Source organism: Streptomyces cacaoi (assembly GCF_006539165.1).
Taxonomy (GTDB): Bacteria; Actinomycetota; Actinomycetes; order Streptomycetales; family Streptomycetaceae; genus Streptomyces; species Streptomyces cacaoi.
In genome coordinates this window covers 1-23,532 of sequence record NZ_BJMM01000071.1, presented here as the reverse complement: position 1 = coordinate 23,532, position 23,532 = coordinate 1, and the positions used below count along the sequence as shown (strand labels likewise).

The 23,532-nt window shown below is 75.0% G+C and carries 13 protein-coding genes; 7 read left to right on the top strand and 6 right to left on the bottom strand.

The genetic code is table 11. The annotated features are described in order from the left end of the window. The 6 genes from SCA03_RS32150 to SCA03_RS32125 form a co-directional block, all read left to right on the top strand. Nucleotides 1-5,536, top strand: a 5,536-nt coding sequence (locus SCA03_RS32150; protein WP_141275810.1) for an SDR family NAD(P)-dependent oxidoreductase, incomplete at its 5' end; no start/stop codon positions are given. A gap of 194 nt (nt 5,537-5,730) precedes the next feature. Continuing rightward, nucleotides 5,731-6,825 carry a 3,5-dihydroxyphenylacetyl-CoA synthase DpgA gene (dpgA, locus tag SCA03_RS32145; protein ID WP_230989053.1) on the top strand — a complete coding sequence of 365 codons (1,095 nt, stop codon included), beginning with the start codon at nt 5,731-5,733 and terminating at the stop codon, nt 6,823-6,825. A gap of 20 nt (nt 6,826-6,845) precedes the next feature. Continuing rightward, the gene (gene dpgB, locus SCA03_RS32140) at nt 6,846-7,571 is read left to right on the top strand and encodes an enoyl-CoA-hydratase DpgB (RefSeq protein WP_030891407.1); all 726 of its coding nucleotides are present in this window, start codon (nt 6,846-6,848) and stop codon (nt 7,569-7,571) included. Next, a complete protein-coding gene (dpgC, locus tag SCA03_RS32135; protein ID WP_086817107.1) occupies nt 7,568-8,914 on the top strand; it encodes a (3,5-dihydroxyphenyl)acetyl-CoA 1,2-dioxygenase DpgC in 1,347 nt (448 codons plus the stop codon). The genes dpgB and dpgC overlap by 4 nt, the downstream gene beginning before the upstream one ends. Continuing rightward, nucleotides 8,866-10,227 carry an aminotransferase-like domain-containing protein gene (locus SCA03_RS32130; protein WP_230989052.1) on the top strand — a complete coding sequence of 454 codons (1,362 nt, stop codon included), beginning with the start codon at nt 8,866-8,868 and terminating at the stop codon, nt 10,225-10,227. Before dpgC ends, SCA03_RS32130 begins: the two co-directional genes overlap by 49 nt. Nucleotides 10,228-10,282: 55 nt before the next feature. Beyond that, nucleotides 10,283-11,431, top strand: a complete 1,149-nt coding sequence (locus SCA03_RS32125) for a glycine amidinotransferase (RefSeq protein ID WP_086817105.1) — start codon at nt 10,283-10,285, stop codon at nt 11,429-11,431. Here SCA03_RS32125 and SCA03_RS32120 read toward each other — a convergent pair. The 6 genes from SCA03_RS32120 to SCA03_RS32095 are packed head-to-tail and all read right to left on the bottom strand — an operon-like array spanning nt 11,419 to nt 16,555. Then, on the bottom strand, nt 11,419-12,393 hold the full coding sequence (locus tag SCA03_RS32120) for an LnmK family bifunctional acyltransferase/decarboxylase (protein WP_086817103.1): 975 nt from the start codon (nt 12,391-12,393) through the stop codon (nt 11,419-11,421). The genes SCA03_RS32125 and SCA03_RS32120 overlap by 13 nt on opposite strands. Then, complete coding sequence (locus SCA03_RS32115) at nt 12,390-12,668, bottom strand: acyl carrier protein (RefSeq protein WP_158102334.1); 279 nt, start codon at nt 12,666-12,668, stop codon at nt 12,390-12,392. The genes SCA03_RS32120 and SCA03_RS32115 overlap by 4 nt, the downstream gene beginning before the upstream one ends. A gap of 20 nt (nt 12,669-12,688) precedes the next feature. Further along, a complete protein-coding gene (gene dmpG, locus SCA03_RS32110) occupies nt 12,689-13,750 on the bottom strand; it encodes a 4-hydroxy-2-oxovalerate aldolase (protein ID WP_086817099.1) in 1,062 nt (353 codons plus the stop codon). Next, nucleotides 13,747-14,655, bottom strand: coding sequence for an acetylating acetaldehyde dehydrogenase (locus SCA03_RS32105; protein ID WP_086817097.1), 909 nt, complete (start codon nt 14,653-14,655; stop codon nt 13,747-13,749). The genes dmpG and SCA03_RS32105 overlap by 4 nt, the downstream gene beginning before the upstream one ends. A 55-nt stretch (nt 14,656-14,710) precedes the next feature. After that, on the bottom strand, nt 14,711-15,499 hold the full coding sequence (locus tag SCA03_RS32100) for a 2-keto-4-pentenoate hydratase (protein ID WP_086817095.1): 789 nt from the start codon (nt 15,497-15,499) through the stop codon (nt 14,711-14,713). Nucleotides 15,500-15,556: 57 nt separating this feature from the next. Beyond that, nucleotides 15,557-16,555, bottom strand: a complete 999-nt coding sequence (locus tag SCA03_RS32095; RefSeq protein WP_086817093.1) for a class I SAM-dependent methyltransferase — start codon at nt 16,553-16,555, stop codon at nt 15,557-15,559. A 446-nt stretch (nt 16,556-17,001) separates the two neighbouring features. On the opposite strand from SCA03_RS32095, the gene SCA03_RS32090 reads away from it, so the two are divergent. Further along, nucleotides 17,002-23,532, top strand: a 6,531-nt coding sequence (locus SCA03_RS32090) for a non-ribosomal peptide synthetase (RefSeq protein WP_170223864.1), incomplete at its 3' end; no start/stop codon positions are given.

The following is a 23,532-nucleotide window of genomic DNA, read 5'->3' as shown; positions in this document are numbered from 1 at the left end:
CGAAGACACCGACCTCACGCGCATCGCCCGCACCGGGTTCCAAGCGCTGTCCACCCGGGACGGCCTGGAGCTGTTCGACCGCGCGACCGAGTCTCCCGAGAGCCTCCTGCTGGCCGCCCGTCCCGACGCCCGTGCCCTCGGTACGGCCGATCCGAACGCCCCGCTGCACCCCCTGCTGCGCCACCTGGTGCCCCGCCCCGCGGCCCCCCGCCGACGTGCCCTCGCAGCGGCGGAGACCGCTCCCGGCACCGACGGGCCGACCGCGCTGCGGCAGCGGCTGCTCGCCCAGCGTCCGAACGACCGCCGGAACACGCTGCTCGACCTCGTACGAGCCCAGGTCGCGGCCGTCCTCGGGCACGCCGACCCGGACTCCGTCACACCGGACCTGGCGTTCAAGGACCTCGGGCTGGACTCCCTGACGGCCGTCGACCTCCGCAACCGGCTCAACACCGCGACCGGCCTGCGGCTGCCCGCCACGCTCGCCTTCGACCATCCGAACGGCAGCGCCCTCGCCGGGCACCTCCTCACGGAGCTCGTCGGCCCGGACGCCCCCGGCGCGGAAGGTGCGGCCCTCCCGGCTGCCCCCGCCGCTCGGGCCCTCGATGCCACCGACCGCTCCGAGGACCACGACCTGATCGCCATCGTCGGCATGGCCTGCCGCTATCCCGGCGGTGTGACCACACCCGAGGAGCTGTGGCGGCTCGTCGCCTCCGGCGGGGACGCGATCGGAGGACTGCCCACCGACCGAGGGTGGGACCTCGACGCGTTGCACGACCCCGATCCGGACGCACCTGGCCGGATCTACGTCCGCGAGGGCGGATTCCTCTACGACGCGGGCCGCTTCGACGCAGAGTTCTTCGGCATCTCGCCTGTCGAGTCGCTGGCCATGGACCCGCAGCAGCGTCTCCTGCTGGAGACCGGCTGGGAAGCGGTCGAGCGCGCCGGCATCGTTCCGGCCGCGCTGCGCGGCAGCCGGACCGGCGTGTTCGTCGGCGCCCATTACCAGGAGTACGGCCCCCGGCTGCACGAGGCCGGGGAGGCCGGTGAGGCCGGCGAGGGCGCCGAGGGGCATCTGCTCACCGGCACCGCCGGCAGCGTGGTGTCCGGGCGGCTCGCCTACGTCCTCGGCCTGGAGGGGCCCGCGGTCACCGTGGACACCGCCTGCTCGTCCTCCCTCGTGGCCCTGCACATGGCCGTACGGTCGCTGCGCACCGGCGAGTGCGACCTCGCCTTGGCCGGAGGCGTCGCCGTGATGCCCGGACCCGGCGCGCTGATGGGCTTCAGCCGACAGCGCGGCCTGGCCGCCGACGGCCGCTGCAAGGCGTTCTCCGAGGACGCCGACGGGACCTCGCTGGCCGAAGGCGCGGGTGTGCTGCTGGTCGAGCGGCTGTCGGACGCCCGCCGCAACGGGCACCGCGTCCTGGGCGTTGTCCGTGGCACGGCGACGAACCAGGACGGCGCCTCCAACGGGCTGTCGGCCCCGAACGGAACCGCCCAGCAGCGCGTCATCCGGGCCGCCCTCGCGGACGCCCGGCTCGGCCCGGCGGACGTGGACGCCGTGGAGGCGCACGGCACCGGCACCAGGCTCGGGGACCCCATCGAGGCCCAGGCCGTACTGGCGACGTACGGACAGGACCGCGGCAGCCACGGCAGTGGCCGGGGGCCGCTGTGGCTCGGCTCGGTCAAGTCGAACCTCGGGCACACCCAGGCCGCGGCGGGAGCGGCCGGCGTCATCAAGATGGTGCAGGCCCTGGAGCACGGCGTGTTGCCCGCCTCACTGCACCTCGACCGGCCCTCGGAACACGTCGACTGGTCCGATGGCGACGTCGCGCTGCTGAGGGAAGCAGTGGACTGGCCCGCGGGGGACCGGCCGCGGCGCGCCGCCGTCTCCTCGTTCGGCATCAGCGGCACCAACGCGCACGTCATCGTCGAAGAGGCCCCGGTCGAGGCCCCTGTCGAGGACCCGGTCGAGGACCCGACCGGGGAGAAGGCCGAGGAGGAGACCGAGGAGAAGAACGCCCCTGCGCCCTCGCCCCCCGCGGCCCCGACGACCGTGCCGTGGATCGTCTCGGCGCGCTCCGCCCCCGCACTGCGGGACCAGGCGCGGCGCCTGCTCGCCCAACTGCGCGGCGGGCGGCACGCGGTGCACCCCGGCGCGCCCGCCGGCCCGGCGGACGTCGCGGCGGCCCTGGCGACCCAGCGGTCGGTGTTCGAGCACCGGGCAGTCGTGCTCGGCGAGGGGCAGCAGGACCTCGCCGCGGGGCTCGCGGCGCTGGCCGACGGGCGGTCGGCGCCGCGGCTCGTGACCGGCACCGCCACCACGGCGCGCACGGCCGTGCTCTTCACCGGGCAGGGCAGCCAGCGCGTCGGCATGGGGCGCACGCTGTATGCCGCCTACCCCGTCTTCGCCGACGCCTTCGACGCGGCCTGCGCCCACTTCGACGCGCTGCTGCCGGGCCGGCCGGCCGTGCGCGACGTCGTGCTCGGTGTGCACGAGGGGGCGGAGCGCGAGCTGTCCCGCACCCTGTACGCCCAATGCGGCCTGTTCGCCGTCGAGACCGCGCTCTACCGGCTCGTCGAAGCCTGGGGCGTACGGGCCGACGCCGTGGCCGGGCACTCCATCGGCGAGGTCGTCGCCGCGCACGTCGCCGGAGTGCTCACCCTCGCCGACGCCTGCGCGCTCGTCGCGGCGCGCGGCCGGCTCATCCAGGAACTGCCGGAAGGCGGCACCATGGTGGCCGTCCGGGCCGCCGAGGCCGACGTGCTGCCGCTGCTCGCCGGCCGGGAGGACGAGGTCGCCGTGGCCGCCGTCAACGGGCCCGAGGCCGTCGTCCTCTCCGGCATGCGCGACGCCGTCGAGCAGGTCGCCGGCGTGCTGCGCGAACGCGGTGTCGAAACGAAACGGCTCGATGTGTCGCACGCCTTCCACTCGCCGCTGATGGATCCCGCACTGACCGCGTTCCGGGACGAGGTGAGCCGACTGGACTTCGCCGCGCCCGAGCTGCCCGTGATGTCCCACCTGACCGGCGAGCCGCTGCCCGAGGACCGCCCGTGCGGACCGGACCACTGGGTCCGGCACATCCGGGAACCGGTCCGGTTCGCCGACGGGGTGGCAGCGCTCACCGCCCGGGGCTGCACCAGCTTCCTCGAACTGGGCCCGGACGGCGTGCTGTCGGCCCTCGGCCAGGACTGCGCGCCCGAGGCGGAGTTCCTGCCCGCGCTGAGCCCGGACGCCGAGGAGACGGCGACCCTGACCGAGGCGCTCGGCCACCTGTTCGTCCGCGGCACGGACGTCGACTGGTCCGCCGTCGCCCGCACACCCGGCCGTGCGCCGCGCCCCGTACGCCTGCCGACGTACGCCTTCCAGCGGGCGGACTACTGGCTGCCCTCCCACAGGGCCGCCGCGCCCCGCGACGACACCCCCGACGGCCGGCTGCGCAGCGACGCGGCGCGCGATGACGACGCGGCGCTCGCCGCCGAACTGGCCGCCGGCGACGCGGAGAGCGCCGCCATGCTGCTGCCGCTGCTCGCCGCCCACCGGCGCCGCCGCGAGGACGACGCGCTCGTCGACGGCTGGCGCTACCGCACCACTTGGACGCCGGTCACCCTCCCGGTCCCGGCCGCCGAGCCGGCCGGGACCTGGCTCGTCGCCGTCCCGGAGCGGCTCGCCACCGACCCCTGGGTCACCGGCGTCACCGAGGCGCTGTCCGCCGCAGGCGCGGCCACGGCGACCGTGACCGTCGCGCATCCCGACCGCGCCGCCGGGGAACTCGCCGGTGCGCTGGCCGCGGCCGGATCCGTCTCCGGGGTGCTGTCCCTGCTCGCGCTCGCCGCCGGGCCCGACCCCGAGTACGACGCGGTGCCCCGGGGTGTGGTCCTCACCCTGGCGCTGCTGCGAGCCCTGGAGGAGACCGGTGTGAGCGCCCCCGTGTGGCACGCGACCAGGTCGGCCGCCGCCGTCGGCGGCGCCGAACGGGTGCGCGCGCCCGAGCAGTTCGCGGTGCGGGCACTCGGCCGTGTCGCCGTCCTGGAGACGCCCGAGCAGTGGGCCGGTACCGTCGATCTGCCCGAGCAGCTCGACGGCTGGGTGGGCGACCGGCTCGGCGCCGTGCTGGCGCAGGACCTGGGGGAGAGCGAGCTCGCGGTCCGCGGCAGCGGAGTCTTCGCCCGCCGAGTCGTCCCGGACACCGTGCCCGCCCGCGTCCCGGCCACCGTCCCTGTTCCGGACGCCGCCTCTGTTCCGGACGCCGACCCGGTTCCGGGGCCCGCGTCCGGCTCGCGCCCCGCGCCCGACCCAGGTCCTGCCCCCGCTCCCGCCGCCACCCGCACCGCGACCCCTGCCTCCGGTCCGTGGCCGTCGACCGGCACCGTCCTGATCACCGGCGGTACCGGCACCCTCGGCCGGCAGGTCGCCCTGCGGCTCGCACGCGCCGGTGCGGGGCACCTCCTGCTCGCCTCCCGGCGCGGACCCGACGCCGACGGCGCCGCCGCGCTGCGCGCCGAACTCACCGCCCTCGGCGCCCACATCTCCCTCGTGGCCTGCGACGTCGGCGACCGCGCCGCCGTCGCAGCGCTGCTGGACGGCATCCCGGCGGACCGGCCGCTGACCGCCGTCGTGCACACCGCGGGCGTCCTCGACCACGGCGACCTCGGCGGGATGACCACGGCACGGTTCCAGGCGGTGGCGCGGGCCAGGTCCCGGGCCGCCCGGCACCTGCACGACCTCACCCGGGACCAGGACCTCACCGCCTTCGTGCTGTTCTCGTCCTTCTCCGGCACCGTCGGCACCGCAGGACGGGCCAACGACGCCGTCGCGAACGCCCTGGTGGAAGCGCTCGCCGAAGAACGGCGCGCCGCGGGGCTGCCGGTGACCTGCATAGCCTGGGGACCGTGGGCCGACGCCGACGCCGACGCCGACGCCGACGCCGACGCCGACGCCGACGCGGCGGTCGCGGGCGGTGCGGCCGGCCGCACCGCCGCAGTCGGCGGCCTCGCCCCGATGGAGCCCGGCCTCGCCCTGCGGGCGCTGGAGCGAGCCGTGGCCGCCGGGGACAGCCGTGTCGCCGTCCTCGACGCCGACTGGCCGCGCTTTGCCGGACACCTCACCGACGACCCCCGGGCCCGCCCCCTCGCCCGCGTCCTGGACGGTATTCCCGCCGTCCGCCGGGCGGCCAGGGCAGCGGAGCCCCCGAGCCCGTACGGCCCGGAGGAATTCGGGCGCCGGCTCCGGGCCAGGCCCCCGGCCGAACGCGAGGCGGAGCTGCTGCGCGTCGTGTGCAGCCACGCCGCCGTGGTCCTCGGGCACGGCACGGCGGAAGCCATCGACCCCCGCCGCGGCTTCGTCGAGATGGGGTTCGAGTCCCTCACCGCCACCCGGCTGCGCAACCGGCTTGCCGCCGCCACCGGCATCCAGGTCAGCGCCGCCGCCGTCTTCGCCCACCCCACGCCGGACACCCTGGCCGCACACCTGCTCGGGCTGTACGACACCCCGCGCGCCCGGCAGCGCCCCCGGCTGCGCCCGCGCAGCCGGGACTGACCGCGCCGCAGCCGTGGCTGTGGGTCTCCCGGACGGATGGACGGACGGACCCGCGCCCACGCCCGCGCGTAACTGCGGCGAGCACTGGTGCCGTGCGCGGCGCCCTCATGGAGGATCGCATGCACACCGAGGTGGAGATGAACAGTCGGCCCGTTTCTCCAGCGGACGTCGTACGGCGGCATACGGAGGAGATCGTGCGAGCAACCCAGGGACCGGCACCCCACGCGCCCGGCCTCGTCGGCGTCGGCACCGCCGTGCCCCCCGACTCCTACACGCAGCGGGAACTTCTCGACACCTTCGGCATCACCGACCCCCGCATCCGCTCCGTCTTCCTCGGCGGCGCGATCGAGCGGCGCAACCTCACCCTGCCGCCGCCCGGCCCCGACGGCGCGCCCGCCACCGAGACCCAGGGCGAGCTGCTGCGCAAGCACACCGGGACCGGGCTGCGGATGGGTCAGGAGGCCATCGAGCGCTGCCTGGAGGACACCGGGGCCACCCTCGCCGACATCCGCTACCTGTGCTGCGTCACCTCCACCGGCTTCCTCGCGCCGGGCTTCTCGGCGCTGCTCATCAAGGAGCTCGGCATCGAGCGGTTCTGCCAGCGGCTGGACGTGGTCGGCATGGGCTGCAACGCCGGCCTCAACGCCCTGAACGCCGTGTCCGCATGGGCCGCGGGACACCCCGGCGAACTGGCGCTCATGGTCTGTGTCGAGGCGTGCTCCGCCGCGTACGTCTTCGACGGCACGATGCGCTCCGCGGTCGTCAACAGCCTCTTCGGCGACGGAGCGGCGGCCGTCGCCGTACGCACCCCGAAACCGGGATCGGAACCGGACGGCGCAGGGCGCGCGGCCCCGGCCCTGCTGCGCTTCGCCAGCCACCTCATCCCCGAGGCGGTCGGCGCGATGCGCTACGACTGGGACGACGCGCACGGCAAGTTCAGCTTCTACCTCGACCCCGAGATCCCCTACGTCATCGGCGCCCACGCCGAGACCGCCGTCTCGCGGCTCCTCGCGGACGCCGGGGTGCGCGCGGCCGACATCACACACTGGGCGCTGCACTCCGGCGGCAAGAAGGTCATCGACGCGGTGCGCGTGAACCTCGGCCTGTCCCGGCACGACGTGCGGCACACCACCGGCGTGCTGCGGGACCACGGCAACCTCTCCAGCGGCTCGTTCCTGTTCTCCTACGAGCGGCTGCGCGACGAGAGGGCCGCCCGGCCCGGCGACCTCGGGGTGCTGATGACCATGGGGCCGGGGTCGACCATCGAGACGGCCCTGGTGGGCTGGTGACGGAAGGGATCACTGCTGACATGAAGACGGAGCCCGACCGGACCGGGCTGCCCGACGAGCTGGGCGTCTCCGCCCGGCTGGACGGCGGCAGGCCGCTGCCCGAGCTGACCGCGGCCGTGAACGCCGTGTGCGAGGAGGTGGAGGACCTGCGGGCGCGGACGGTCGTCGTCCTCCGCTTCCCGCCCGCTCCGGTCCGGCCGCGCGAGTGGCCCGGCGACGTCTCGGTCCGGGACGTCAGCCGCTGGGAGCGTGCCGTGCGCCGGCTGGAGCGCCTCGACACCGTCATCATCGCCGTGGCGGAGGGCACCTGCGGCGGGCCGGTCCTCGACCTGCTGCTCGCCGCCGACTTCCGGATCGGCACCCCCGACCTGACCCTCATGCTGCCCGTCAACGACGGCCACTTCTGGCCCGGCATGTCCCTTTACCGCCTCGTGCACCACATCGGTCTGGCCCGGGCCCGCCGCATCGTGCTGTGGGGCACCGACATCCCCGTGGCCGAGGCCACCGAGCTCGGCCTCGTCGACCAGGTCAGCGACGACCTGACGGAGGCCGTGCACGCTGCGGCGGTGCTGCGCGGCCGGTTGTCCGACGAGGAGACCCGGATCCGGCGGCGGCTCCTGGAGGAGGCCGCGTCCGCCGAGTACGACGACGCGCTCGGCGCCCATCTCGCCGCCTGCGACCGCGAGCTGCGGCGGCTGCGCACCGCCCAGAGCCCGGCCGCGCCGCGAGCGGAGGCCGCCGGATGACCGCAGCGCCCCTCCTCCTCGACGGCGGCATCGAGCAGGACGCCACGCTCCTCGCCACGTACGTCGAGGAAGGAGAGCGGCAGTTGGCCGCGCTGCCGCCCGTGCCCGACCGCACCCCCGCCGACCGGAACCGGGCCGCCGCCGTCCACGCCGCCGCCCGCCGCGCCCGCCGCGCCTTCCTCGCCCGCCACACCGAGACGGCCTACGGGCTGCTCACCGGTGGGCTGACCCGCTCCGTCCGGCTGCCGGACCTCGTGTACGAGGCCGCCGACCGCTTCCCCGGCCTGGTGCCCACCCGTCAGCAGATGGCCGCCGAACGCGCATCCGTTCAGGCGCACAAGGAGGGCCGCGAGATCGACCAGGGCCTGTTCTGCGGCGCCGTGCTGCGCTCGCCCACCGCAGGGCGGCACCTGGTCGAGACGATGCTGCGGCCCACCCCGCGAGCCCTGACCCTCCTCGACGGCTTCCGCGCCGAGGGACGCGCCGCGCTGGACACCGTGCTCGTGACCCGCCGCGGCTCGGCGGCGCACGTGGAGTTCCGCAACGCCGAGCGGCTCAACGCCGAGGACGAGCGGCTCATCGGCGATCTCGACACCGCCGTCGACCTGGCCCTCCTGGACGACGCGGTCACGGTGGGCGTGCTGCGCGGCGGCCCCGTCGACCACCCCAAATACCGGGGACGGCGCGTCTTCAGCGCGGGTATCGACCTCACCGACCTGCGCGACGGGCGGATCCCGTTCGTCGAGTTCCTCCTCGGCCGCGAACTCGGCTACCTCCACAAGATCCTGCGGGGCCTGCTGACCGGCCCGGAGCCCGGCGGCGCGTGGGGCGAGCGGGTCACGAGCAAGCCGTGGATCGGCGCCGTCGACACCTTCGCCATCGGCGGCGGCATGCAGCTCCTCCTCGTCCTCGACCACGTCATCGCCGGACAGGACGCCTACGTCAGCCTGCCCGCCGCCGAGGAGGGCATCGTGCCAGGGCTCGGCAACCTCCGGCTCACCCGGCACACCGGGGCCCGCCTCGCCCGCCAAGTGGTGCTCGGCGGGCGGCGCATCGCGGCGACCGACCCGGAGGCCCGGCTCGTCTGCGACGAGATCGTGCCCGTGCACGGCATGGACGAGACGGTCGAGCGGGCCGTGCGGGCCCTGTCGGCGCCCGCCGTCGGCGCCAACCGGCACATGCTCGCCGTCGCCGAGGAACCCCTCGACCTGTTCCGCACCTATCTCGCCGAGTTCGCGGTCGCCCAGGCGCAACGCGCCTACGCGCCGGACGTCCTGGCCAAGGTGGAGCACCGGTGGCAGGAGCGGGAGCGGCGGCGCGCCGCCGCGCGGAGCCGGTCGTGACCGCCGCGCCCGACCTGCACGCGCAGGACCTGCACGGTGCGCTCCAGGACCCGCTCCTCGGCTCGATCGGCTTCCTCAACGAGGTGATGGGCCGCCACCCCGACGCCATCTCCTTCGCACCCGGCGCCCCGCACCCGGAGTTCGTGCGGGACCTGGACACCCGGGCGCTGGCCGACCGGTTCGTCGACCACCTCGTCGCCGACCGCGGCCTGGACCCGGCCCGCGCGGAGCGCATCTTGTACGAGTACGGGCCCGCGCAGGGCCTGATCAACGGCCTGGTCGCCGAGGCGCTCGCCGGGGACCAGGGCATCCGTGCCGACCCCCGCGAGATCGTCATCACCGTCGGCGCCCAGGAAGCGCTGCTGCTGACGCTCCGCGCCCTGTTCCGGCACCCCGGCGCCGCCGGTGGCGGCGATGTCCTCGCCGTCACCGACCCCTGCTACGTCGGCATCACCGGCGCGGCCCGGCTGCTCGACATCCCCGTGGCCCCCGTGCGGGAGGGGCCCGCCGGACCGGACATCGACGACCTCGCCGCCCGGTGCCGCGAGGCCCGGCGGGAGGGCCGCCGGGTCCGGGCCTGCTACGTCACCCCCGACTTCTCCAACCCCGGCGGCGCCCGCATGCGCCTCGACCTGCGGCACCGGCTGCTCGAACTGGCGGCCCGCGAGGACCTGCTGCTCATCGAGGACAACGCGTACGGCTTCACCGCGGCCGAGGACGACACCCTGCCGGGGCTCAAGGCACTCGACAGCCGGCGCCGGGTGATCCACGTCGGCACCTTCGCCAAGGTGGGCTTCCCCGGCGCCCGCGTCGGCTACGCCGTCGCCGACCAGCGCGTCCGGCACCCGGACGGGGAGCGGCTGCTGGCCGAGGAGCTGGCCGACCTCAAGACGATGGTCACCGTCAACACCCCACCGCTGGCCCAGGCGGTCGTCGGCGGCCTGCTGCTGGACCACGGGCGCTCCCTGACCGCGCTCGCCCGCCGCAAGGCGGAGCGCTACCGGCGCAACCTCGACTGCCTGCTCGAAGCGCTGGACCGGCACCTCGCCGACGGCCTGCCGCCCGGTATCGCCTGGCACCGCCCCGCCGGCGGGTTCTTCGTGCGCGTCGACCTCCCGGTCCCCGCCGACCTCGCCCTGCTGGAGGTGTCCGCCGCCGACTACGGCGTGCTGTGGACGCCGATGAGCCAGTTCTCCCTCACCGGAAACGGCGAGCGGCAGCTGCGGCTGTCGTGCAGCTATCTGGACCCCGACCGGATCGAGACGGGCGTCCGGCGGCTCGTGGCCTTTCTCCGTAAGGAGGCCGCGGCATGAGCGGCGCGCGCCACACCACCGAACCCCGCCTCACCGACACGAAAGGTCACCGTCGATGCGCCTGAAGAGCTACGACGACTTCACCCCGCTGAAGGAGGTCGTCCTCGGCTCCGCGGACGGCTACCTCGACCGCGTCCGCGACATGTCCTTCGACATGTTCATCAGCGACAACCTCTCCGGCGCCCGCGGCTACTACCCCTCCCTGTCCACCTGGCGGGACAGCGAGGAGCGCCGGGAGCGCAACTCCCCGCACCGACTGGCGATGAAGGAGCGGTTCCTCCACGAACTGGTGGAGGACGTCGAGGGCCTCGCCGCACAGCTGACCGCGCTCGGCGTCACCGTGCACCGCCCCCGGCAGCCGGGCCCCGGCCTCACCCGGGTCGCCACCCCTGCCTTCGAGGCCACCGTCACGCCGCCGCTCAACGTCCGGGACAACACCCTCGTCCTCGGTGACGAGATCATCGAGACGCCGCCCATGCTGCGCGACCGCTACTTCGAGACGCAGTTCCTCAAGCCCGTGTTCCTGGACTACTTCCGGCAGGGCGCCCGCTGGACGACCATGCCGCGCCCCATGATGACCGACCGCTCGTTCGACCCGGCCAATGTGGCGAACGCGGCGCCGAACATCGAAGTCCCCCTCGACCCCCAGGACTCGCCCTACGACGTCGGCCCGGAACCCATGATCGATGGCGCCAACTGCCTGCGCCTGGGCCGCGACCTGATCGTCAACGTCTCCAACGCCAACCACGAGCTGGCCCTCGCCTGGCTGGAACGCCACCTCGAAGGGCGCTTCCGCGTGCACCGCATGGACCGGCTCACCCAGAGCCATATCGACAGCGTCGTCGTCCCGCTGCGCCCCGGCACCCTGCTGCTGCGCGACGCGGACGTGGTCGACTATCTGCCGCAGGCCCTGCGCGGCTGGGACACCATCGTGCCGCCGCCGCCCGGCATCGACGACTACCCGCAGTACGAGAACGGCGACCCCATCCCGGCCAGCCCCTACATCGACCTGAACGTGCTGTCCGTGGACGAGCGCACCGTCCTGGTCAACGACGCCTGCAAGACCCTCATCGCCACCCTGGAGCAGCACGGCTTCGACGCCGTCCCGGTCCGGCACCGGCACCGGCGGATCTTCGGCGGCGGCTTCCACTGCTTCACCCTGGACACCGTGCGCACCGGCGGCGCCGAGGACTACCTCTCCTGACCGTCCCCGTTCCTGTCCTCGCCGCCGTCCGGGGCGGTCTCGATGGACGCCACCGCGAGGAGCCGCCCGGACGCCGCGTCCCGCAGCGCCATGTCGGCGATCTCCGCGCCGGGCCGCTCGGGCCCGCCGCGCCAGCGCCGCACCTCGATCCGGAAGGCGGCGCCGGGGTCCGCGTTGCCGAAGAAGCCGATCCGCTCGTCCACCACACGGCGCCGGAGGAACTGCTCGTCGGCCCGGCCCAGCGCGCGCCACGACCGCAGCAGGGCGGTGTCGAAGATGGCGAAGTACGCGGCGAAGTACACCAGGCCCGCGCCGTTCAGGTCCCGGACGGTGTCGAGCTCGTACCCGCAGCTGAAGCCGGGGCCCGCCGGCGCGAAGCCGGGCGGGGGAGCGGAGTGGAAGGAGCCGGCCTCCCGGGCCCGGCCGACGGGGGAGCGCGGCGAGTGGGCGTTCGGCAGCCGCGGCAGATGCCGGTGGGCGAAGTCGGGCGGGGCCGTCTGCGCGAGACTCTCGTTGCTGCCGGAGCGGGAGCGGGCGATCCAGCGGTTGAAGTTCTCCGCGTAGAGGCAGTCCGGGTGGGGCCGCTCGTAGACCTCCGCCGCATCCAACGGCCCGTCGGGCAGGTCGAGCCCGGCCGGGGCGAGCCGGTGCAGGGTGACGGCGGACCTGCCGCCGAACTGGAACACCCGGGAGTCGACGCGCAGTTCGTCGCCGAAGCTCAGGCCGTGCGGGTGCAGGGTGCGGCCGGCGCGCACCCGGTAGTAGTAGAACGACAGATAGGCGGGGCGGCCGTCGGCGGTGCGTGCGGCGTGCACGTTCGTGCCGCAGGCCGCGGCGACCGCCTCCCAGGTCCAGTCGCCGATCTGCCCGAACACCAGCGAGCCGGCGCCGCACATGCCTGGCGAGATCAGGACCTCGCGGCGCAGCGAACTCGTGTCGGGCCTGTGGCCGGGCAGCGTCATGAGACTCCCGGAGCCGGCGCAGCGGGAGTGCCGGGAGCGCGGTCCGAGGCCGGGGCACGCCGCTCGGCCAGCAGCTCGGCGACGTCCGCGACGGTGTCGGCCTCCAGCACCTCGTAGTCGTGGATCCGCACGCCGTACCGGCCGCTGAGCAGCGCCGCCAGCTCCACAGCCGCGAGCGAGTCCAGGCCGACCTCTTCCCGGCCGGCCGTCGGAGCGACGTCCTCGGCCCGCACCTGAAGCTCGTCGACCAGAATCTCCTTGAGCTCCTCGTACACCTGCGCTCCTCCGTCCCGTCTCATCCGGTCTGCCCCCCTCGTCCGGCGCGCCGCTCCCTCAGACCGACGGCGACGTCCACGATCAGGTCCTCCTGCCCCGCCACCGCCTGCCGTCGGCCGAGTTCGAAGAACACATCGCGCGGATCGACGTCCTGCCGCGCCGAGATGTCCAGAACCCGGTTCTTGAACCCGGAGAACACCCCGGCCAGGCCGCTGACGATGCCCACCGAGTCGATCGTCGGCGGCTTCGGCATCAGCTCGCGCTCCGCGACGTCCGCCGCGTCGAGCAGCCGGTAGACGTCGATGCCGGTGCGCCAGCCCATCCGTGCCAGGACCGGGACCAGCACTTCCAGCTGGGTGTTCCCGGCCCCCGCGCCGAAGCCGCGGGCGCAAGCGTCCAGGATGTCCGCGCCCGCCTCGGCAGCGGCCACCGAGTTGGCGACCGCCATGCCCAGATTGTTGTGGCCGTGGAACATCACCGGTACGTCCACAGCGGCGCGCATCGCCGCGATCCGCGCGGTCACGTCCGCCGGCAGGTAGTGGCCCGAGGAATCCAGGATGCCGACGCCCTGCGCGCCGTAGCTGACCAGTCGGGCGCACTGGTCGGCCAGTTGAGCGGGCGAGGCCATGTGGCTCATCAGCAGCACGCCGTGTGCCTCGACGCCCGCCTCGCGCAGCAGACCCAGGTGCCGCTCGGCGAGGTCGGCCTCGGTGCAGTGGGTGCCGATGCGCACCACGTCTGCGCCGTGCGCGACGGCCCGCCGCAGATCGCGCATGGTGCCCCAGCCGGGCAGCATGAACACGCCCATACGGCTGTGCGGCAGGGCCTCGCGGACCACCGACAGCATCTCCTCGTCGCTCAGCCGCGCCGGGCCCGCCTGTAGCGACGAGGCGCCCAGGCCGTTGCCGTGCCCGACCTCGACCACCGGTACGCCTGCCGCGTCCGCCGCCTCGGCGTATCCGCGCAGCTGGGCCGCGGTCAGCTGGTGGCGTACGGCGTGGTGGCCGTCCCGCAGCGTCGGGTCGTGCACGAGGAGGTGCCCGCGGCCGGTGTCGTCCGTGCCGGTGGTCTGCTGGCTCATGAGGTCTCCGTACCGGCGGTGGGAACAGCGGGCGCCGACCCGTGGGCGTCCGCGATCAGCTCTGCGACATGCACTGCGGCGGAGTTGATGAGGTCGAGGTTGCCGCCGTAGCGCGGAATGCGGTCGCCGCAGGCGGCGACCTCCACGGCGACGAAGGCCCGCTCGCCCTCCGCGACGCACGCCGTGATCTCGAACCCCGCGGCGTAAGCCCGCACCCGGCCGGCCGCCTCCTCGGCGGCGGCGCGCACCGACTCGGGCGTGAGGTCCTGGCCGACCATCGAGGTGGCGACCCGGAACGTGGCCGGGGGCCGGGCGGGACTGATGTTGAGGATCGCCTTGACGTCCTTCACACCGGTGAGGTCGCGGACGGCGTCCTGCGTGGTCTCCACGTACTCGTCGAGATTGAGCCGGGTGCCCCGGCCGACGCTCCGGCTGGCCGCCGTGGTCACGACCTCCACGTGGTCCACCCGGTGCCGGCGGGTGATGGCGTGCAGCAGCGGGATCGACGCCTGGCCGCCGCAGCTGACCATGTTGATGTCGCGGTGCCCGACCGCCTCGGCGCCGTTCACCGTCGGCACCACCATGTGCCCGACCTGACTCGGCGTCAGGTCGATCAGTGTGCTGCCGAGCGGGCCGAGCAGCCCGGCGTGCTCGACGTGCGCCATGGCGTTGGTCGCGTCGAACACCACGTCGAAGGGCTCGTCGGCCGCCAGCAGCGAGCCGACGCCGTCGGTCGCCGTGGCCAGCCCCGACGCCCTCGCCTGCCGTAGCCCCGGGGTGTCCGCGGCGCGCGCCACGACGAGCCGGCACTCCAGGGCGCGTGAGCGCGCGACCTTCGCCGCCAGGTCGATCCCGATGAGCCCGGCACCCAGCACGGCCACGGACAGTCGTCCGTTTGGTTTCATGGCTGTATCGCCTTTCCCGTCGCCCGCCCCGCCTCGGCGAGGACGTGCGTCGTCTCTACGCGCCGTCGACGTGCAGGGTGACGGCGCCCAGCCGGTCGAACTCGGCGGTGAAGGTGTCGCCGGGCCGCATCGGGACCGCCGCGTGCAGCGCGCCCGTCATGATCAACTGGTGCTGTTCCAGGGCCACTCCGCGCTCTCCCAGCGTGTTGGCCAGCCAGGCCACGACGGCGTGCGGGTCGCCGAGGGCCGCGGCGCCCGCGCCGGTGGCGACCAGCTCCCCGCCGCGCCGGAAGGCCATGCCGGTCAGCCTCAGATCGGCGCCGGCCGGCGGCGGGAGCGGGCGGCCGAGGACGACTGCGCCGTTCGACGCGAGATCGGCGACGGTGTCGGCGAGCCCGATGCGCCAGTCGGCGATCCGCGAGTCGACGATCTCCAGGCCCGCCGACACCTCGGCGACCGCCCCGCGCGCCTGAGCCACCGTGACGCCCGGGCCGCGCAGCGGCGCGCCGAGCCGGAAGACGAGCTCCGCCTCCACCTTCGGCGCGATGAAATCCCCGAACGGCACCCGCGCCCCGTCCGCGTACACGGTGGAGGCCAGCACGGGCCCGTAGTCCGGGGTGCCGACGCCGAACATCTCCTGCATCGGCGCGGACGTCAGCCCCGCCTTGTAGCCGACGACCCGATCGCCGTCGGCGAGCAGCAGCCGGACCAGCTCCTGCTGCACGGCGTACCCGTCGTCCATGCCCAGCGAGGGGTCGGCGTCGGTGAACGGCGGCACGGGGACGCGCCGGGCCCGCGCCTCGTAGAGGGCGCGTGCTCGGGCCGCGGTGTTCTGGTCCGGCATCGTCAAGCGGCTCCTTCCCGACGGCGGCCCGGCGGCGACATCCGGCGTCATCCGGCGTCACCCGGCGGCAACGAACACGCGGCTGCCGGGCATCCGCTGCGGGCTGCTCGACACCTCGGTGAACCCGGCGCGGCGGAACGCCTCGTGCCACACCTGCTCGGGCGGCAGGTCCACCTCCATCGACGAGGCGTGCAGATAGCTGAACAAGGCGCTGAAGGCACGCTCCCGCGGGTCCGGCGCGTACGGCACCGCGTCCGTCACCACCATGCGGCCACCCTCCGCCAGCGACTCCCGGCAGGCGCGAAGCACCCCGTCGAGCACCTCGGGACGCCCCACCACGTCGTGCAGGACGAATCCGGCGTGCACCACGTCGGCGCCCCGCACCGGAGCCGGGTCGTCGGCGAGCGACTCGACGGAGCGGTGCACCACGTCCAGCCGGTCGGCCAGCCCCGCCTGCCGCGCGGCCCGCCGGGCCTCGTCGCAGGCGGCGGCGCTCAGATCGAGGGCGACACCGGTGCTGTCGGGCAGCTCGCGCAGCAGCCGGACCAGCAGCCCGGCCGCGCCGGCCCCGAGGTCGACGACGCGACGCGGCGCACCCGAGGTGATCTCCTCGACCACGCCCGGGTAGAAGCCCCGCGAACCGATCCACCGCGAGGAGACCGCGACCCTCCGTCCGTCCCGCGCGTACTTCCCGCCCGCCGTCTCCGGATCCCGCAGGAACAGCGCCGCGTGGTCGATGTAGGGGCGGTTGGCGTTCAGCGCCCAGGACAGATAGCCGGCCCGGTAGCGGCGGTCGACCAGATCGGCGACGGGCGTGTACGGCCCGCCCTGCGCCGCCTGTTCGACCAGGCCCGCCGAGACCAGAGCACCCAGATAGGCCGCCGCGCCCGGCGCGGGCACCGCCGCGAGATCGGCGGCCTGCTCCAGAGTGAACGGTTCGGCACCGTCCAGCAGGTCGGACAGCCCCAGCTCCTCGGCGATCTCCAGCAGCGCCGCCTCGGCGGCCAGATCCGCGGCGGCCTCGTCAGTGGTCTCGGCGGAGTCGGTCCTGGTCATGCGTCACTCCCGCAGTGCGAAGGGGCGTACATCTCGAAGGAGGGCGCTGCGCGCCGGGCCGCGCCGTGTCACCGGTCGTCGCGCCGAAGCGGCCTGCCCGCCGGGCCCGGCGGCCCGCCCGGCACCCGATCTCGTCAGGCCATGGTTCGGCGCTCCGCACGGACGGGCATCCGCGACCCCCGCCGTTACGGTCGCCATGGCACCTGCGCCGCCCTCAGCGCCCGACCTCGGCAGGCGCCGCCGCCGGGCGCCGCGCGGGGTCCCGTAACTGTGGCTCCCACCGATGCCCCCACCCCCGCGGCCCCGCACGATCGCAAGGGTCGGCGTGGAGCCGGACACACAGACCGGTGCGGCCCCGACGCGCACGGGATCGCCGACCGCCCCGCATTCCGCCCGAACACCCGTTGCCAGTCCTTCACCGGATGCGCCCGCACTAAGGAGTGCACGTGATTCCTGCGTCGTACGCGCAGCGTCGGCTGTGGTTCCTGGACCGGCTGGAGGGGGCCGGCGCCCTCTACAACGTTCCGCTCGTCCTCCGGCTGACGGGCCGGCTCGACACGGCCGCGCTGCGGGCGGCGCTGGCCGACGTGCTCATCCGCCACGAGAGCCTGCGCACCCGCTTTCCGCAGCACGGCGGGGAGCCCGTCCAGGAGATCGTGCCGCCCGACGACATCGGCGACCCGCTGACCGTCACCGCCGTGCCCTCGGACCGGCTGGAGGCGGAGATCGGCCGTGCCGCGCGGCACGTCTTCGACCTGGCCCACGACCTGCCGTGCCACGCCCGGCTGCTGACCGCGGGCGCCGAGGAGTCCGTCCTCGTGCTGGTCCTGCACCACATCGCCGCCGACGGCTGGTCGGTCGGCCCGCTGTGGCGGGACCTGTCCGCCGCCTACGCCGCGCGCGTCGCCGGGGGCGCGCCGCGCTGGGAACCGCTGCCGGTGCAGTACGCCGACTACACCCTCTGGCAGCGCAAACTCCTCGGCGACGCCGACGACCCCGACAGCGTGCTGGCCACCCAACTCGCCCACTGGCGCGCGGCCCTGGACGGCGCTCCCGAGGAACTGCCCCTGCCCACAGACCGGCCCCGCCCCACCACCTCGGAGCGCGCCGGCGGCACCGTGCGCCTGGAGGTGCCGGCCGGGCTCCACGGACAGCTCGCCGAGCTGGCACGCACCCAGGACGCGACCCTCTTCATGGTGTGGCGGGCCGCGATCGCCGTCCTGCTGTCCAAGCTCGGCGCCGGCGAGGACATCCCCGTCGGCAGCCCCGTCGCCGGACGTGACGAGGCCGACCTGGAGAACCTGGTCGGGTTCTTCGTCAACACGCTGGTGCTGCGCACCGATCTGACCGGCGATCCCGCCTTCACCCAGCTCGTCGGCCGGGTCCGGCAGGCCACCGTGGCGGCTTTGCAGCACCAGGACGTGCCCTTCGAACGGCTCGTGGCGGAGCTGGCCCCGCAGCGCTCCCTGACCCGCCACCCCCTCTTCCAGGTCAACCTGACCCTGCATCAGGCCCCCGAGGCGGCCGTCGAGCTGCCGGGACTGACGGCCACGGCGGAGACGGCCGAGCTGCCGCTGGCCAAGTTCGACCTCGACTTCCAGGTCCTGGAGCGCCGCGACGCGCGGGGCGGGCCCGCCGGGCAGCACGTCGAAATCACCTACTCCGCCGACCTGTTCGACCACGCGACGGTGGAGTCGTTCGCCGCCCGCCTGCTGCGCGTGCTGCACGCCGTCGCCGCCGACCCCGGCATCCGGCTGCACGCCGTCGACGTCCTCGACCCCGACGAGCACCGCGCGCTGGACGAGGCGTCCGCAGGCCCCACCCGCGCCCTGCCCGCGGCCACCCTCCCCGGCCTCTTCGCCGAGCAGGCCGCCGCCCGCCCCGACGCGGCCGCCGTCACCGCGTCCGGCACCAGCCTCACCTACGCACGACTCGACGCCGCCGCCAACCGGCTGGCCCGCCACCTGACCGGGCTGGGCGTCGGCCCCGAGACCCTGGTCGCCGTCGCCATGGACCGCACCCCCGACCTCGTCACCGCGCTCCTGGCGGTCATGAAGGCGGGCGGCGCGTTTCTGCCCGTCGACCCCGCATACCCGGCCGCCCGGATCGGCACCCTCCTCGCCGACGCGACGCCCGCCGTCCTGCTCACCACCACCGGACTCGCCGGGCAGCTCCCCGAAACCGGGGACACCCCCCGCGTCCTGCTCGACGACCCGGCCGTCCGCGCCGCCGTCGACGCCCGCTCCCCGGACCCGCTCACCCAGGACGAGCGCCCGGCCCCGCTGCGGCCCGACCACCCGGCGTACGTCATCCACACCTCCGGCTCCACCGGCGCCCCCAAGGGCGTTGTCGTCGCCCACGCCCAGGTCACGGCGCTGCTACGAGGCGCCGCCGCACGCTATGGGCTCGACACAGGCGACGTGTGGACGTGGTTCCACTCGCACGCCTTCGACTTCTCGGTGTGGGAGATGTGGGGCGCCCTGCTGACCGGCGGCCGGCTCGTCGTCGTCGACCACGACACCTCCCGATCCCCGCGGGAGTTCCTGCGCCTCCTCGCCCGCGAGAACGTCACCGTCCTCAGCCAGACCCCCTCCGCCTTCCACCAGCTGGCGCACGCCGAGGCGAGGGAACCCGAGGCCGGCCCCGGCCCGCAGCTGCGGCTCGTCGTCCTCGGCGGCGAGGCACTGGACACCGCCCGGCTCGCCGACTGGTACACCCGCCACGCTCCCGGCGCCCCGCTGCTGGTGAACATGTACGGCATCACCGAGACCACCGTGCACGTCACCCACCTCGCCCTCGACACCAGCACGAGCGACACCGGCACGCGCCCCGGCCCGCACGGCGCGAGCCCCATCGGCCGGCCCCTGGACAACACCCGCGTCCACGTGCTCGACGCCCACCTGCGCCCCGTGCCCCCCGGCGTACCCGGCGAGATGTACGTCACCGGATCCGGCGTCGCCCGCGGCTATCTCCACCGGCCCGGGCTGACCGCGGGCCGCTTCGTCGCCTGCCCCTTCGGGCCCTCCGGCGCCCGCATGTACCGCACCGGGGACCTCGCCCGCCGGACCCCCGACGGCGGCCTGGAATACCTGGGACGCGCCGACGACCAGATCAAGCTGCGAGGCTTCCGCATCGAACCCGGCGAGGTCGAGGCGGCGCTGCTCACCGACGAACGCGTCGCCCGAGCCGCGGTCGTGGTCCGCGAGGACGCCCCCGGCGACCGTCGGCTGACCGCCTACGTCGTCCCCCGCCGCCCCGACGACGCCACCGGGGAAAACGCCACCGGGCAGACCGGCACCGGGCCGGCCCGGTCGCTGCGCGACGCCGTCGCCGGGTTGCTGCCGGCCCACATGGTGCCCGCGGCAGTCGTACCGCTGGAACGGCTGCCGCTCACCGTCAACGGCAAACTCGACCGCGCGGCCCTGCCCGCCCCCGCCACCGGCCCCGGACCCGCCGAGGGCCGCGGCCCCGCCACCGTCCGCGAGGAGATCCTCTGCGCCGCCTTCGAAGAAGTCCTGGGCGTGGAACGGGTCGGCGCCGACGACGACTTCTTCGCCCTCGGCGGGCACTCCCTGCTCGCCGTGCAACTCGTCGAGCAACTGCGCACCCGCGGAGTGCCGGTCGACATCCGCACCCTCTTCACCGCCGCCACACCGGCCCGGCTCGCCGCCGTCGCCGACCGCGAGCCCGTCGAGATCCCGCAGAGCACCGTGCCGCCCGGCGCCACCCGGATCACCCCGGACATGGTGCCACTGGCCCAGCTCACCGCCGCCGAGCTGGACACCGTCACGGCCGCCGTCCCCGGCGGCGCCGCGGACATCGCCGATGTCTACCGGCTCGGCCCGCTCCAGGAAGGGCTGTTCTTCCACCACCGGGTGCACACCGGGTCCGGCTCCGGCGCGGGCGACCCGTACCTCGTCCGGTACGTCCTGCGGTTCGACACCCGCACGCTGCTGGACGCCTTCCTCGCCGCCTGGCCACGTGTCCTCGCACGGCACGACGTGCTGCGCACCGGCCTCGCCTGGGAAGGACTCCCGCATCCGGTGCAGGTCGTGCACCGGCACGTCGAGCTGCCGGTCGCCGAGATCGACCTCGGCCCCGAGGCAGCGGCCGACGACGCCGCACTCGCCGAACGGCTCCTCGCCCGCGCCGACGACCCCATGGACCTGCGCCGCGCCCCGCTCATGGACGCCCGCGCCGCCGCCGAACCCGGCACCGACCGCTGGCTGCTCCTCGTCCGCATGCACCACATCACCCAGGACCACACCACCCTCGAACTGGTCCTCCGCGAGATCACGGCGCTCCTCGCCGGACGCGGCGACGACCTGCCGGCGCCGCTGCCGTACCGCACCTATGTCGGCCAGGCCCTTCTCGGCACGCCCGCCGAGGAACACGAAGCGCACTTCGCGCGCGTCCTCGGCGATGTCACCGAGCCCACGGCCCCGTTCGGAGTGCTCCAGGTCCGCGGCGACGGCCGCGACGTCACCGAACGCCGCACCCCCCTGGATCCGGCCCTCACCGTCCGGCTGCGCGAACAGGCCCGCCGCGCCGGAGTCGGCGCCGCCACTGTCCTGCACGTCGTCTGGTCCCGGGTGCTGGCCGCGCTCTCCGGCCGCGACGACGTCGTGTTCGGCACCCTCCTCTCCGGCCGCATGCAGGGCGGAGGGAGCGACCGCGTCCCGGGCATGTTCATCAACACCCTGCCGGTGCGGACCCGCATCACCGACACCGGCGTAGCCGAAGCGGTGCGCGCCATGCACGCCCAGCTGGCCGAGCTGATGGTGCACGAGCACGCCTCGCTCGCCGCAGCGCAGCGCGCCAGCGGCGTACCCGTGCCCGCGCCGCTGTTCACCACCGTCCTCAACCACCGGCACAACTCCGCCGGTGACGCGGGGACCGTCCTCCCCGCCGGCACCGACGTCCTCGCCTTCCGGGAACGCACCAACTACCCGCTGCTCGTCTCCGTCGACGACGAGGGCCACGACCTCGCCTATACCGTGCAGGCCGCCGCAGCGATCGACCCCGCCGCCGTCACCGGACTGCTGCTCGCCACCACCGAGCGCGTGGTCACCGCCCTCGAACAGGCCCCGCACGCGCCGCTCGCCGGCATCGACGTGCTGCCCCCCGACGAACGGCACCGCATCCTCGTCCAGCTCAACGACACCGGCCGGCCCGACCCCGCCGCCACCCTGGCCGACGTGTTCGCCGACCGGGCCGCCGCCACCCCCGAAGCCGAAGCGCTCGCCTTCGGCACCGAACGCGAACGCCTCACCTACGCCGAACTCGACGAGCGCGCCAACCGGCTGGCCCGCCACCTGCTCGCGCACGGCGCCGGACCCGAGGCCCGCGTCGTCCTCCTCATGGACCGCTCGCCCGAGCTGATCGTCGCGCTGCTGGCGGTACTGAAGTCCGGCGCCGCCTACGTGCCGATCGACCCCGACCAGCCCGCCGAACGCCTCGCCCAGCTGTGCGCCGACGCCGCCCCGGTGGCCATTCTCACCACCGCGGCGAGCGCCACGACCCCCGCGCACGCTCCGCCGCCCGGCCCCGCACCGATCGTCGTCGACGACCCGGCCGTCCGCGCCGCCGTCGACGCCCGCTCCCCGGACCCGGTCACCCAGGACGAGCGCCCGGCCCCGCTGCGGCCCGACCACCCGGCGTACGTCATCTACACCTCCGGCTCCACCGGCACACCCAAGGGCGTCGTCGTCCCGCACGCCGGCGCCGTGAACCTGCTCGCCTTCACCTGGCCGCAGCTGGAGCGCGGCAGCCGCCTGCTGCAGTTCGCCTCGATCGGATTCGACGTCGCGACCTGGGAGATCATGACGGCCTTCGCCGCCGGCGCCTGCCTCGTGGTCGCCCCCGCCGCCGAACTCCTGCCCGGCGCCGGGCTGGAGGAGACGGTCGCCCGGCACGGCGTCACCCACCTCCAGCTCCCGCCCACCGTCCTCGGCGCCGTCGCGGAACCACACCGGCTGGCCGGCGTGCGGACCCTGCTCGTGGCCGGTGAGGCCCTGAGCCCCGCGCTCGTCGACCGGTGGGGCGCCGACCACTGGCTCGGCAACGCGTACGGACCCACGGAGATCACCGTCATCGCCGCCGCCGACGGCCCGCTGCGCCCCGGCGCGGCGCCCACCATCGGCCGCCCGCTGCCCGGCGTGCGGCTCTACGTTCTCGACGCCCGCCTGCACCCCGTACCGGACGGCGTCGACGGCGACCTGTACGTGGCCGGAGCCGGCGTCGCCCGCGGCTATCTCGACCGCCACGGCCGCACCGCCGAGCGCTTCGTGGCCGACCCGTTCGGGCCCGCGGGCACCCGTATGTACCGCACCGGCGACACCGTCCGGCGCACCCTCGACGGCCGCCTGCTGTACGTCGGCCGCTCCGACGACCAGGTCAAGATCCGCGGCTTCCGCATCGAGCCGGGCGAGGTCGAGACCCACCTCGCCGGCCACCCCCGGGTCGCCCAGGCGGCGGTCGTCGTCCGCGAGGACACCCCCGGCGACAAACGGCTCACCGCGTACGTCGTCCCGGCCGCCCCCGACGCGCCCGGCGGCCCGGACCTGGCCGCAGCACTGCGCGACCATCTCGCGTCCCGGCTCCCCGCTCACCTGGTCCCGTCCGCCTTCGTCGCCCTCGACCGGCTGCCGCTGTCGGTCAACGGCAAGCTCGACCGCGCGGCACTGCCCCGCCCCGAGCACGGCACCGGCACCGGGCCCGACGCCGTCCGCTCGGCGAGCCCGCGCGAGGAGCTGCTCTGCGCGGCGTTCGCGCAGGTCCTCGGCGTGCCCCGGGTGGGGGTGGACGACGACTTCTTCGCGCTCGGCGGGCACTCCCTGCTGGCCGTCCGCCTCGTCAGCCGGATCCGCACCGTCCTCGGCGTGGAGATTCCCGTGCAGGCCGTCTTCGAGCTGCCCACGGCCGCCCTGCTCGCCGCCCGTACGGCCGACCCGGACGGCATCCCCGTACGCCCCGAG

Coding starts and splice junctions, on each gene's coding strand:
- dpgB (WP_030891407.1), top strand. CDS start 6,846: ATGAAGACGGAGCCCGACCGGACCGGGCTGCCCGACGAGCTGGGCGTC.
- dpgC (WP_086817107.1), top strand. CDS start 7,568: ATGACCGCAGCGCCCCTCCTCCTCGACGGCGGCATCGAGCAGGACGCC.
- SCA03_RS32125 (WP_086817105.1), top strand. CDS start 10,283: ATGCGCCTGAAGAGCTACGACGACTTCACCCCGCTGAAGGAGGTCGTC.
- SCA03_RS32120 (WP_086817103.1), bottom strand. CDS start 12,393: ATGACGCTGCCCGGCCACAGGCCCGACACGAGTTCGCTGCGCCGCGAG.
- dmpG (WP_086817099.1), bottom strand. CDS start 13,750: ATGAGCCAGCAGACCACCGGCACGGACGACACCGGCCGCGGGCACCTC.
- SCA03_RS32105 (WP_086817097.1), bottom strand. CDS start 14,655: ATGAAACCAAACGGACGACTGTCCGTGGCCGTGCTGGGTGCCGGGCTC.
- SCA03_RS32100 (WP_086817095.1), bottom strand. CDS start 15,499: ATGCCGGACCAGAACACCGCGGCCCGAGCACGCGCCCTCTACGAGGCG.
- SCA03_RS32095 (WP_086817093.1), bottom strand. CDS start 16,555: ATGACCAGGACCGACTCCGCCGAGACCACTGACGAGGCCGCCGCGGAT.